Annotated in this window: 9 protein-coding genes and 1 pseudogene; 8 read left to right on the top strand and 2 right to left on the bottom strand. The window is 62.2% G+C overall.

From position 1 onward, the window contains the following. The first annotated feature begins 318 nt into the window (after positions 1-318). Positions 319-2,388 (top strand): serine/threonine protein kinase, encoded by a 2,070-nt coding sequence (locus tag BX591_RS11395; RefSeq protein WP_111931275.1) that lies wholly within the window; start codon positions 319-321, stop codon positions 2,386-2,388. A 60-nt stretch (positions 2,389-2,448) separates the two neighbouring features. On the opposite strand, the gene BX591_RS37335 is transcribed toward BX591_RS11395, so the two are convergent. After that, the gene (locus tag BX591_RS37335; protein WP_420849367.1) at positions 2,449-3,684 is read right to left on the bottom strand and encodes a formylglycine-generating enzyme family protein; all 1,236 of its coding nucleotides are present in this window, start codon (positions 3,682-3,684) and stop codon (positions 2,449-2,451) included. Beyond that, positions 3,679-4,443, bottom strand: a pseudogene (locus BX591_RS37330) (caspase family protein); the annotation flags it as partial. The gene BX591_RS37335 and the pseudogene BX591_RS37330, both read right to left, overlap by 6 nt. A 367-nt stretch (positions 4,444-4,810) precedes the next feature. Here BX591_RS37330 and BX591_RS11385 point away from each other — a divergent pair. The 7 genes from BX591_RS11385 (at position 4,811) to BX591_RS11355 (ending at position 13,061) form a co-directional block, all read left to right on the top strand. Further along, complete coding sequence (locus BX591_RS11385; RefSeq protein WP_111931271.1) at positions 4,811-5,314, top strand: DUF4399 domain-containing protein; 504 nt, start codon at positions 4,811-4,813, stop codon at positions 5,312-5,314. A 47-nt stretch (positions 5,315-5,361) separates the two neighbouring features. Further along, complete coding sequence (locus BX591_RS11380) at positions 5,362-5,796, top strand: DUF4399 domain-containing protein (protein ID WP_111931269.1); 435 nt, start codon at positions 5,362-5,364, stop codon at positions 5,794-5,796. A gap of 280 nt (positions 5,797-6,076) precedes the next feature. Further along, positions 6,077-6,358: a hypothetical protein gene (locus BX591_RS11375; protein ID WP_111931267.1), complete on the top strand. Its 282-nt coding sequence runs from the start codon at positions 6,077-6,079 to the stop codon at positions 6,356-6,358. Between the two features lie 147 nt (positions 6,359-6,505). Continuing rightward, on the top strand, positions 6,506-8,047 hold the full coding sequence (locus tag BX591_RS11370; RefSeq protein ID WP_111931265.1) for an efflux transporter outer membrane subunit: 1,542 nt from the start codon (positions 6,506-6,508) through the stop codon (positions 8,045-8,047). Positions 8,048-8,275: 228 nt separating this feature from the next. After that, positions 8,276-10,921 carry an FHA domain-containing protein gene (locus BX591_RS11365; protein ID WP_111931263.1) on the top strand — a complete coding sequence of 882 codons (2,646 nt, stop codon included), beginning with the start codon at positions 8,276-8,278 and terminating at the stop codon, positions 10,919-10,921. Next, a complete protein-coding gene (locus BX591_RS11360) occupies positions 10,899-12,272 on the top strand; it encodes a beta-barrel domain-containing protein (protein WP_111931261.1) in 1,374 nt (457 codons plus the stop codon). The genes BX591_RS11365 and BX591_RS11360 overlap by 23 nt, the downstream gene beginning before the upstream one ends. Before the next feature lie 36 nt (positions 12,273-12,308). After that, positions 12,309-13,061: a peptidylprolyl isomerase gene (locus tag BX591_RS11355; RefSeq protein ID WP_111931259.1), complete on the top strand. Its 753-nt coding sequence runs from the start codon at positions 12,309-12,311 to the stop codon at positions 13,059-13,061. The last annotated feature ends 33 nt before the right edge of the window (positions 13,062-13,094 follow it).

The raw sequence follows: 13,094 nt of genomic DNA, 5'->3' as shown, positions 1-13,094 counted from the left end.
TCAAGGTTCCTAATAAAGTTTTAGAAAGCCCGCTGCGGAAGGCTTTTGCGTCGATCGAGCCGGCCCTGCACGTCGCAGCGACATGCCGTCGCGATTCGAGACTGACGGCGCGCACCCGACAAACACGCTCGAGCTGTTGGCTATCGCACGACACCGCCGTGCCATGCGTGCAGCGGGGCAATCCTGGTTTGCGAAAGCGTCGACCTGGCGCTAGTATCGAACCGGCACATGTAACTGGTTACGACAGGTTCTCTCCCAGCCGGAGCGGCGTCGGCCGCATGACATCCGGCTCAACGGCAGCGGCAGCGCTTCGCACACATGGCTAGCCTTGCGCGTGTGATTCACGACTTTCAGAGCGGCGAGCTGTCCCGTGACGAGTTCGTCGCTCAACTCGACAGCACGTTGACGACCGAGGGACTCGGCCCCACGCAGCTGCTGGAGATGCTCGGCAGCGCGCAACGCAAAGCGCCGCTTCCCGACGATCTGTACGTGGAAGTGCGCCGTCGCATCGAACAGTTGCGCGTCTCGAACGTCGCGGCGGGCGGCGAGGAAACGGGCATTCAGACCACCGTGGATATTCCGTCGCTGCACGGCATGGGCGGCGGTTACGCGGCGAGCGCGAGCAACGCCGCCAACGCGGCCGCCGGAGCCGGACATGATCAGATCAAAGGCACCGGGGACACGCTAAACAACCGCTTCGTGCTCGAAGAATGTCTTGGCGTGGGCGGCATGGGCACCGTGTACAAGGCGCTCGATCTGCGCAAGCTGGAGGCGTCGGACCGCAAACCGTACCTCGCGATCAAGGTGCTCAACGTCCAGTTTCGCGGTAATCCGAACTCGCTCGTCGCGTTGCAGCGCGAGGCGCGCAAGGCGCAAGTGCTTGCGCATCGCAACATCATCACGGTGTACGACTTCGATCGCGACGGGCCGATCGTCTATCTGACCATGGAGTACCTGAGCGGCAAACCGCTCAGCCAGCTGTTGCGTACACCGGGCTATCAGGGCATGCCGGTGCGTGCGGCGCTGCCGATCGTGCGCGGCATGTGCAGCGCGCTCGCCTATGCGCACGAGCGCGGCTTCGTGCATTGCGATTTCAAGCCCGCCAACGTGTTTCTCACGACGAATGCCGAAGTGAAAGTGATCGACTTCGGCATTGCGCGCGTGTTTCAGCGGCCGGAGGAAGAGAGCGATGCGACGGTTTTCGATCCCGGCAGCCTCGGCGCGTTGACGCCTGCGTATGCGAGCCCGGAGATGATCGAGCATCGCGAGCCGGACCCGCGTGACGATATTTACGCACTGGGCTGCATCACGTACGAGTTGTTGACCGGTCATCATCCGTACGACCGGTTGTCGGCCACGCAGGCGCGCAATGCGGATTTCAAGCTGCAGCGGCCGCCTGATCTCGACACGAAACAGTGGCGTGCGCTACGCGCCGCGCTGTCGTTCGATCGCAATACGCGTATGCCGAGCGTGACGCGCTTCATTGCCGAGTTCGACAATGAAGCGCGCGCGGAGAAGTCAGGTACGTTGGCGAAGGCAGGGCTCGCTGGGTTCGCCGTGGTGTGCGCCGCGGTCGTCGGCGTGTTTGCACTACGGTCGGCGCCGAGTCGGCAAGCAGAGACGGCGGCGTCGGACGCGGGCGGCACGCCGCCTCGCGTGGCGCTTGCTGTGCCGCCCGCCTCAGCGCCCCCATCGCCCGCACCAAAACCGGCGCTAACGCTCGCTGCGATCGCACCGGCATTGGCACAGGTACCCTGCTCCGCACTTGTCGCTTCGACTCAGGATCATTCGCTGTCTGTGCGCGGCTATGTCTCGCAGCGCTACGGGGCGGCGCATCTGAGGGAAACCTTGTCGGCATTGCCGGGCGTCGATACGGCGTCGCTCGACGTCGACGCGCTCGCCGACGACAAATGCGACACCATCAAAGTGCTTGCTCCCTACTGGACGCGCAACTGGCAAGCAGGCCGCGTCGCCGCCCTGCATGTGCGGCCGCCGGGTGGACAGCTCACCGAAGGCAATCCGCTGATCGTGGACGTGAGCACCCCGGGCTACGACTCGTACGTGAATCTGGACTATTACCAGCTCGACGGCAGCGTCGTGCATATGGTGCCGAGTCCGCGGGCGAAAGACAATCAGGCGCCGCCGCACTATTCGGCGACGATCGGCAGCGCCGGGGACTGGATAATTTCGAAGCCGTTCGGCTCGGAGATGGTGGTGTTGCTGATCACACCGGTGGCACTATTCGACCAACCGCGACCCGAAAGCGAACCGCGCGCCGATTATCTGCGCGCGCTCGAAGCGCGGCTCGCGCAGATCGGCGGCAAATATGGTCAGGATCATATCGTCGCCGATTTCGCGCCGATTACGACGCGGCCCGCCACGCCTTAAGCGGACAATCAGGGGAGTGAAGCGCTTCGGCTGACAAAGACCGTGCTGCGTTCAAGTGGATCACTTGAGATCTTTAACGACCCGCAGACCGTCCTGCGATTGCCGTACGCCGGCGCTGTACTTGAAGCGCGTCGCGCTGAGCATGTAGTCGCCGCCTTCGCGCCATGAGCCGCCGCGAATCACCCGCATATCGCAGCCGGGGCTGTCCCACACATGACCGTCGACAGGCGCGCCCTGGTAAGTGTTGTGCCAGCAGTCGGCGGTCCATTCCCAGACGCCGCCGTTCATGTCGTAAAGGCCGAACGGATTCGGCGCGAATGAACCGGCGGCTTCCGGCCCTTCCTTGTGCCAGGGATCGCCGCAGTCTTTGCAATTGGCGTTGCCCTTGCGCATCTGATCGCCCCACCAGTACTTCGTGGCGGTGCCGCCGCGATCCGCGTATTCCCACTCGGCTTCAGTGGGTAGGCGGTAGGGTTTGCCGGTTATTTTGCTCAGCCACTTCACGTATTGCTGTGCGTCGTCCCAACTCAGATCGCGCGCGGGCGCGGCCTTGTTCGGATTGTTTTCGGGTGTGAGTTTTTGACATGCGTTGGCGGCGACACACGCGTTCCATTGGTCGACCGTCACCGGGAATTTGCCGATCGCGAACGGCGCGCCGATCGTCACATGGTGCACAGGTTTCTCGGAGGGGTCGTCGATACTGCTGCCCATTGCGAACGAGCCGACCGGCACGGCGATCATGATCGGACAGGTGGCGCAGTCGCGGCTTTCACCGGCGCTGGGGGGGTGAATCGGGGCTTTTTGCGCGGTTGCCACGGCGGCAGTTGTGGCGGGTGGTGTGGGGTTTGCGGCCGGCGTTGCAGCGGGGCGCGGACGTTCCTGCGCGGCAGTAGCGGCAGTAGCGGGCGGCGCGGCCGGGGCAACCGGCTTCACGGCTTGCGGTGCCGGTGCGGTTGCGGGTGGCGCAGCAGACATCGGCGCACTTGCCGCCGACGCGGCATGCAAGCGGTCGATACGCGCATGCGCGAGCGTGGCAAAGCGGCCGTTCGGATAGGCCTTCAGATACGCCTCGTAATCGCCAGGATAGTTGCTGTCCTTGATCGAATTCCAGAACGTGATCTCGTACTGTTCGCTGCTATCTTTCGGAAGAATGCCGCGGCTGTGCAGGTCGACGACGCGGTTGTCGGCGGCTGGGCGCGAGGACGGTTCAGCGGCATTCGCGTCGTTGAGTTGGTGAGTCGGCGACGACGCAATCCACGGAGTTTGCTCGCCACCGGTCGCGCTAGCCACACGCATGGCCACGCGTTGCAGCAGGGTCGACAGAGCGTTCGTGGGGGCATCGTGAAGCGCGTATAGCCATGCGTTCGAATAGACGCCGTGCTGCGCGCCGTCCGCCGCAAAACCGCCTGGTGCCGTTGCATAGGCAACGACGGTGTTCGCCGGTAGCCTGAGTGCCGAAACGTTTTTGCTTGCAGAGAACGGATTGTTCAGACACGTATCGAGGATCAGGAGATTGAACTGCCCGCGACGCGGCAAAGCCATTGACTGCACAACCGTATCCAGGTCGAGGCCGTCACGCACTAACGCTGCGGGTGCGTCGATATCGAGACCGGCAGGAATCAGCAGCGTCTGGCCGCCGATTTGCATACCGTGTCCGGAAAAATAGAAGAGTCCGACACCCCCCGCTTGCAACCGCCGATGAAATTGTGCAATCGCCTGCCGCATTTGCAACGGCGACGCATTCGTTCGCAGGATGACGTCGAAGCCGAGCGCGCGAAGAGTGTCACCCATGGCCTCAGCATCTCGCGGCGCATTTTGGCGGATCGCGTCGACATTCGGCTGATGCCCATATGCGCCATTACCGATCACCAGCGCAACACGCGGCACATCGGAATCATTCGGTCGAAGCGTGAATGGCGAAATCGCACCGTTAAAACCAGTGGCGGAATTCGTGATGGTTTCACTCGCACCGTCGCGTTGCGTCGCGGCACGAGCACGATCACAATGCGCCTGAATTGCCCCGGCCACGCACACCAGCAGGAATATTCGCCACATCTTCACATCCTGTTTGATCCGGACAGAACATAGGCATTCGAGGACCGCGGCGCACACCGCAAGGGCCGGTGTACATCGGACAAGGTATCGATGCCGCTATCGACCATCCATCTGCAACCTGTTAATAACGATAGCACGCACTTTGCGCGTCACCAGGGTCTGCTTTTCCTCATTGCGCTATACGGTTAACGAGTGTGGCGTTTCTTTTTAGCAAGTTACGTCCTAAGCTAATTCACAAAGTAACGCGGCACGGTCGTTTTAACTAGGCGGCCGGCCCATCGAGCGAGCGCCCGCGAAATTCGGCTGGAACACCCGGTCTGCCTTCGCATGACCGGGATGGCCATGACCCTCTTCGGGAGAGTGCGCTATGCGAAGAACTCACACCCACGTTGATCCCGGCATTCAGCACGACGCGGCGGCGCATTTCGCGACGCGTCGTACCGCTTTGTGCGCGATTCTCGCTGCGGCGCTCGGTTGCGTCGTGTCACGCGCAGCCTTGGCGGCCGCGCAAACCGCTTCGCCCCCGGGCGCCGAGGAGTACATCATCTGGCCGCCCGACGGTGCCGTGATTCACGGCGGCAAGCTGTGGGTCCGCATGGGACTGCGCAATATGGGCGTGTGTCCGAAAGGCGTCGTGTTTCCGAACACCGGGCATCACCATCTGCTGATCGATACCGATCTGCCGCCGCTCGACCAGGAGATCCCGTCGGATCGCAATCATCTGCACTTCGGCGCGGGCGAAACCGATGCGCGTATCGAGTTGCCACCGGGCAAGCACACGTTGCAGCTTATTCTCGGCGATCACAATCACGTGCCGCATGTGCCGCCCGTGTACTCGAAAAAGATCACCATCACCGTGCAAAAAGACTAGCGCTGCCCGCTGCTTCCACGCGGGCCCGTCAGGACGGAGAGACCTTCATGTTCAAGATCATCGCGGTCGCGGCGCTCATGGCGTCGGCGGCTTTGATTTCGTCGATTCCCGCTACGGCCGGGACGACGCCATCACCGGCTGGCGCTCGTGCCTACATCGGCTATCCGAACGATGGCCAGGTGGTCGCGGCGAATAAACCGTTCCGCGTGTGGTTCGGCTTGCGCTACATGGGCGTGGCGCCAAAGGGCGTCAAGTATCCGAATACTGGCCACCACCATCTGCTGATCGACACCGACCTGCCGCCGATGGATCAGGAAATTCCGTCGGATCGCAATCATCTGCATTTCGGTGCGGGTGAAACGGAAACCATGATTCAGTTGCCACCCGGCAAGCACACGCTGCAACTGCTGATGGGCGACGACATGCACGTGCCGCACAACCCGCCCGTGTACTCGAAGAAGATCACGGTGATCGCGCGATGACGTCGTGCGATTCCTGTCTGCGCGACACGGTGTCATGCCGCGACCAACAGCATCGCGCCGGTTGTTGGCTGCGGGCCACCACTCGTGGCACGCGGTTTCCATGCCGTGATTTGCCGAGCAACGGGACGATTCCCAGCAGCCCTTTATCCACAGCCGTTCGGCAATTTATCGAGGAGCATGAAGCGAAACTGGCACAGCCCATGCATTAGTGACACTCGAGCAGACAAGATGCTCGAACCCAACCGCAAGACTGTGCAGCTTCCCTTCCAGGAGATTTACCATGAACACGCTGACCATCAAAGACCTGTCCATCACCGCTCAACTCGACAGCAAGGCCATGAGCGCGGTGCGCGGCGGCTACGGCTACGGCTTCCCTTCGTCGTCGTATTTCAGCTTTGACCCGGTGTACGCGCCCAACAACAGCAAGACCGTCAACGCGACCCAACTGATCAACACGTCGATGAGCATCCAGAACGCGAACGGCAACAACGCGGCGTTCGTGGCCGGCGTCACGACCACGATCAACCCGCACGTGAGCGCGAGCAACAACATCAATGTCTGAACGGCGCTGAAAACCGCGGAGGCCTCGTCGGCTTCCGCGGTTGACACGCCGATCGCGACTCCAAAAAATTTCTTAACCAATCGTTCTTTTCACATCCCCCAACGCTCCAACGCTATCGTCCGATTCCCTGCAGCGCTTCAAACTTCAATGCCGAAGCCGCGCACGAGATGGCCGACCGACACGGTGCGTTTTGCTCGTCAAGCGAAATGGGTGTCATCGGAGACCATCGTGTCCGCGTTGCTTCACAGTCCGATCCGTCAACGCTTCTGCCGAGCCTCGGCGCACAGCGTGCGCGCCGTCGGTGCGGCGGCGCTCTGCGCGCTTTCGCTCGGCGCATGTATCGACGTCAGCATGCCGGCTTACCAGCGTCCCGATACGCCGGCGAAAACCGCATGGTCGGACCAGAAAGGCGCGCCCGTTTCGGCCGCCGCGACAATCGAACCCGATTGGTGGAAGGGCTTCCGTGACCCGTATCTGGACACGTTGATCGCGAAAGCGATCGCCGGCAACTTCGATATCAAGGTGCTGGCCGCGCGCATCGACGTCGCCGGCGCGCAGATCGGCGAAGCCAAAGCGGGCGGTTTGCCGACCATGGATCTCGGCGCGGGCGCCGACTTCGAAAAGTCCACCGGCCAGACGTTCTCGAAGCAGTACAACCTCGCGACTCAGGTGAACTGGGACATCGATATCTGGGGCAAAGTGGAGAAAGGCGTTCAGGCGCAGAAGGCCGAATTTCATGCCAGCGAAGCCGATTGGCGCGCCGGCTATCTGGAGTTGGTATCGAACGTCTCCAGCACGTACTTTCAGATTCTGCAATTCGACGACCAGATCGAGCAGCAGCAGAAAACCCTCGTGACCAACAAGCTGATTCTCTCGATCTACGAAGGCCAGCGCCGCAACGGTATCGTGCCGCAAACCCAGGTGCTGCGGCAGCAGGCGGAAATCAATCGCCTGACGAACCAGTTGCTCGAACTGCGCCGTTCGCGTGATATCGCCAATAACGCGCTGTGCACGCTGATCGGCGTGCCGGCCGGCGAATTTCAGCTGCCAAAGGGCCATTTGCAGCAACGCGTGCAATTGCCGGCGGTACCCGATGGTTTGCCCGCGCAACTGCTCGCGCGGCGTCCCGACGTGGTGGCTGCGGAATTCAGGGTGCTCGAAGCGTACAACCTCGTCGGCCAGGCGAAACTCGCGCAATTGCCGACCATCAGCCTCACCGGGCACGGCGGCACGGCCAGCTTCGCGCTGACGGACTTGCTGAAATCGTTCACCTACGGCTTCATGCCGAGCATCAATATTCCCCTGCTCGATCCCAGCGTGCGGGCGCATGTGAAGGTCACCAAAGCGGAATCGACAGTTGCGGAACAGCAATATCGTGTGGCCGTGATGGGCGCGTTCGAGGAAGTAGAGAATGCGTTGGTCAATCTGAACTCGCACAAGCAGCAGCGGGTGGAGTTGCAGCAGGAGGTGGACCGCCTGCAGATCGTCGCCGATCAGATCCAGTTGCAATTGCGTTTGGGCGTGGTGTCGCAGTTGGAGGTTTTCGAAACCGAACGCACGCTGCTCGACGCGCAACAGTCTTTACTCGCCAATCATCAACTGATTCTGTCCGACACCGTGCTGCTCTATAAAGCGCTCGGTGGCGGTTGGCCCAGCGTCGACGTGCAGGCGGAAGTAAAGGAACACTGAGCTAAACCGCGAGCTGGCGTGCAGTGCCGGCATTTCGGCTGCTGACGACGCACCGGTTGCACTCATCAACGACCATCGGGAAATTGACTCTCGCCATGCGTGACTTACAATCCTTAAGGAGCCGGAGTTTGTGCGGCTCGCTCGAACGATCTCATTTCGCTGCAGTTCTGCGTGCCGTTTTCGTTGCGTGTTTTTCGCAACAGGTAAACGATTAGTGATCCAGATAAAATGGCCACCGGCGAAGCTCCGATTGCTGAGATGCGCGTGACGACCGGCACCGCCTTCGACGTGGTGCTGTCTCCCGTTGCGTCCGCGCAGCGCCCCGCGCTCGACGCGATCCGGATCGTCGACGAGCTGTTCGCGATCGGCCGCAGCGAGGCGCCGTTCACCGATTACCCCGCCGAACGGATCGCGCGGCTGTCGCGCCGGCACGCGCGCGTTTTCACGGAGCAGGGCGCGCTCTACGTCGCCGATCTCGGCAGCAAGAACGGCACGACCGTGAATGGCGTCGCGGTGCGGCAAACGCCGGCCCGCGTGCGCGCCGGCGACGAGTTGTGCTTCGGCGGCGAGCTATGTTACCGGGTGAGTATCGAACCGCGCGCGCGGATCGTGGCGGGAACCGGCTCGTCGCCCGCGTCGGCGTTGCTGCTGGTGCCGCAGCGTGAAGACCTCGGGTTGCAGCCCATCGAAGTGCGGGCTTTCCCGTTTCTGATCAGCAAAGCCGACGAGGTTTTCTCGCGCTACAAGGAACGCTACCCGCATCAGGTCAATTACATCTCGCGGCGTCACGCGCACATTTTTGTGAAAGGCGGCGAGTTCTATGTCGAAGATCTCGGCAGCACGAACGGTACATTCGTCGGCGGAAAGCGGCTGGACGAATCCGCGCTGCCGCTCGTGGATGGCAACCTGGTTGCATTTGGGGGCGATCACTTCGTCTACAGGGTGACACTGCAGAAACCCCCTGAAGTCGAGCCCACCGTGACCCAACTGGTATTTCACCCCGCCGCCGACAACCCGGCCGATGCCGACAAGACCACCTTCGTCGGCGCGGCGAATTCGTTCCTCGATATCTTTTGCGTCGATCCCGCGCGGCAGCGCGAGGACGAGGTCAATCAGGCCGCGCAACCATGGTCGGGACCGGGCAGGCGCGACGCGACCGGCTCGGCGGCGCGGGCGGGGAACGGCCTGAGTGACGCTCGCATCGCGGAGCACGCGAACGGCGGCAATGCGGCCGACGGCGCGACCAATGCGGCCGACGGGCGTGGTTCGACCGGTGCCCGCAATAAAGGTGCTGCCAACGGCCGCGCGCATCGTTGGCGTCTCATTACCGTCGAACTCAGCAAGGCATTCGCCGGAGGCAATCGCACGAGCGGACGGCGAATCGTCCTGTGGGGCGGCGCCGGCCTCGTCGTGCTGATTGCGCTGGTGTCGGCACTGTACCTGCGCGGTTCGTCCGAGCGCGAATTGAAGAACCTGCTGGCGAGCGGCGATTACAACAGCGCGGTCACGGCGGCGAAAGACTACCTCGCGGATCATCCCGCCGACACGAAAGTCAGCGCGCTGGCCAGCGAAGCGTTACTCAAGGCGCGCCTCCCAGGCTGGCTGAATACATTGCAGAAAGCGCAGTTCGATCAGGCCGACGCGCTGCTCAACGAGATGCGCTCATTGAGCACGAACAATGCAGACGCCCTATCGTTGATCGGCGAATTGCAATGGGTGGGCGATCTGGAGCGTTTCGTCGCGATGCGCGGCGGCGTGGAAGCACCGATCCGCATGTACACGGACGAGTCGACCATCGCCGGTTTGTTGCAGCGCTGGGACGACGACGCTAAAAGTCATCAGCGTGCCCTCGACCGTATCGCCTCCTACGTGCCGGTATTCGCGGAGCCGTACGCGCAGGCGCTGAGCCATTTGCGCAAACTGGAGAGCGACGATTCGGTGTATGTGGCCGCCATCGACCGTCTGAATGGAACGATTCGCACCGAACTGGCTCGTGACAAACCCGACGCGTTGCCCGCCGTGCTCGACGATTACGCGCAGCGCTATCCACGTCTCGCGGGTCTGGATCGGGTGCGTGACGATTTGCGGCAATACACGGCGCTGTTGAATGCCGCGCTTAGCCGTCAATTGACGCCGTTGCTCACCCTGCTGAAAACCACGCGTTTCAGCACGCCGCCGTTTCAGGCGCAATTTCAGCAATTGGCGACCAACCGCCTGCCTTCGCAGGACGTCATTCAGCGGCAGGCAGCGGTGACGGCAGCCTGGCGGCGCGGCGATGCGCAGCAGGCGCTGGCGGATCTGGCAGCCATGCCGGCGGGACCGTGGTCCGATGTGCTCGCGGCGGAGCAAACACATAAGAAGACATTGCTCGATCAATTCGGCGATCTGCAGAAAACGCGCGGCAGCAACGATTACGACGAGCGTTTGCTGTCGTTCTACGCGAGCCTCGATCCGGTCAACGACGTTTGGTTCGCGCAGTCGATCCAGAAAGACGTGGCCTCGCTGCACGATAAAGCGCTGACGCGAGCGCAAGACCTGCTGCTGCGCGCGCAGAGCCTATGGAAACAATACCGCGCGAGTGGGCCGATTGGCGGCACGCAACGGCTCGAAGCAGGTATTTCGCCGGGTTTTCGCAGCGAGGCGCGACTGCTGTCCGATGCGCAAACCGCGGCGCAGCAGGGTATGCGGATCTTTACGCAGTTGAGGGTCGACCATCCCGCCGACTTCGACCGGCTTCTCACCGATATCGACGCCGAGGCCGATTTGCAGCGCCGTTCGCTGACCGATTTGCGCATGGTGCTGGATCCGGGGTTGCTGAAAGCCAAGTTGGCGTTGATCGGAGACGGGCAGAGTGAAACGCGACAATCACCCTAGACCGCTGTCCGAGGCGCTCGAGGATCACAGCGTCGAGGGCATCGCGATCCTGACCGCCGAGCCGGTGCGGCTCGCGCGCGCGCTGATCTGGGCAATGGTTGCGCTGGTAGTGACCGGCTTGCTGTGGTCGTTCGTGGGGCGTGCGGATGTGATTGTCAGCGCGCAAGGCACGTTGTCGCCCGAGTCGGACGTGCGTCGCATTTATGCGCCGATCGACGGCGAACTCGCCGATCTGTATATCGCCGAAGGACAGCCGGTGTCCAAAGGCGATGTATTGGCTCGCCTGAACGCGCGCGGCGCGATCGAAGCGGCCAGCAATGCGCTGCAAGCGCAACTCAAGCTCGAAGACGCCGAGCGCGACTGGAAACAGTTTCCCGAGAAGAAGGCGCTGATGGAGCGCAAGGCCGCCGCGCTGAAGGCGCAAATGGAAGTGGAGGCACGGCTGCACGAAAACCGTGTTTCCGAAGGGACCACCAAACTCGCCGAAGGTCAGAAAGCCGAACTCGACGAAGCGCGCAGCGTGCTCGACAACGCACGCCGTACGCGAGAAGCGGCGCGCCAGGAACTGGACCGCTACGCACAGTTGTTCGCGCAACCAGGTGGCGGCGGCATCGCCGAATTGCAGGTCGAACAGAAGCGGACCGCCGCGCTGGAAGCGGACAACGCCTACCGGGTCGCGCAATCGAAACTCGCGGAACTGGATTTCCGCCTGAGTCACGAATACGCGCAGGCGAATGCGCAACTCGAAACCAGCGGACAGCAGACGACGGATCTGCAACTGCAATACGACTCGGCGGTCCGCGATATCACCGACGCCGAAGACAAAGCGCGCCTGCAGTTACAAAGCGCGCGACTGGTGGCCGAAGCGGCGGCGCGAATCCGTTTCGAGAACATCGACAAAGACAATTTTCTGCTGATCCTGGCGCCGGTTTCGGGCGTTATCACCGACGTCACGTCGACCCAGCGAGGCGACAAGATCCAGGCCAACGCGCCGCTCGGCGGCATCGCACCGAAAGACGCGCGGCCCGTGCTGAAGATCGAGATCGCCGAACACGACCGTGCTTTTCTGCATGAAGGCCTGCCGGTCAAACTGAAATTCAACGCGTTTCCTTACCAGCGCTATGGGCTGATCGGCGGCACGCTCGCATATATCTCGCCGGCGACCAAACCGTCGCTTCAGGACAAGCAGCCGGTGTACGAGGGGCGCGTCACGCTCGACAGAAACTACTACCAGATTGCCGACACCCGCTATCCGCTGCGTTACGGCATGACGGCGAGCGCGGAAATCGTGGTGCGCGAGCGTCGTCTGATCGATCTGGGTCTTGATCCGTTCCGGCAGGTGGCGGGTTGAACGTGCGGATCCCATATCAAACAAGGAGCGGATGAAATGACCGCGATAGTGCGTATCGATGATGAAGTCGTGGATGTGGCCGAGTTCATTCGTCTTCTGAAACTCACTGGCCAGTTCGAGAGCCTGATCGAGCAGATTGTGCGCGACAAGCTCACGGTGCATGCGGCGAAGAAGCAGGGCATGACCGTCAGTGCGGACGAAATCCAGCAGCGCGCCGATCAGTTCCGCCGTGTGCGGGGACTGCACCGTGCGACGGATATGAATCAGTACCTCGATGCGCTCCATGTCAGCCTCGACGAATTCGAGGCCTTCATTACCGACGGGCTGTATCAGGAGAAGATGCTCGACGAGGTCGGCAACGACACGGCAATCAAAGACTACTTCGCGCTGAATTCGCCGAAGTTCGACGCGATCGAGGTGAGCCATATCGTGCTGGACAGCGAGGGCAAGGCGAAGGAAATGATCTCGTATCTGCACGACGATCCGGAGAGCTTTGCCGACATGGCGCGCGAGCATTCCATTGCGGACACCCGCGAGGCGGGCGGCGTGATCGGCAAGGTGTTGCGTGGGTCGCTGAAGGCGGATATCGAAGCCAAGATCTTCAACGCGGCGGTGGGCGATCTGCTCGGCCCGTTTCCGTCGGCGGATCGCTCCTGCTTCGAGATTTTCGCGGTGACGGCCAAGTACCCGGCCGCGCTCGACGACGATGTAGCCGCCGAAGTCCGGCGCCTGTTGCGGGAAAGCTGGCTGATCGCGCGTGCCCAGGAGCACGTTATCGAAGCACGCTGACCGATCCGCAATCACCACGCCGAACGGAGGTCC

The organism is Paraburkholderia bryophila, assembly GCF_003269035.1.
Taxonomy (GTDB): Bacteria; Pseudomonadota; Gammaproteobacteria; order Burkholderiales; family Burkholderiaceae; genus Paraburkholderia; species Paraburkholderia bryophila.
The sequence above is the reverse complement of the archived record's forward strand: the minus strand, read 5'-3'. Positions and strand labels throughout refer to the sequence as shown.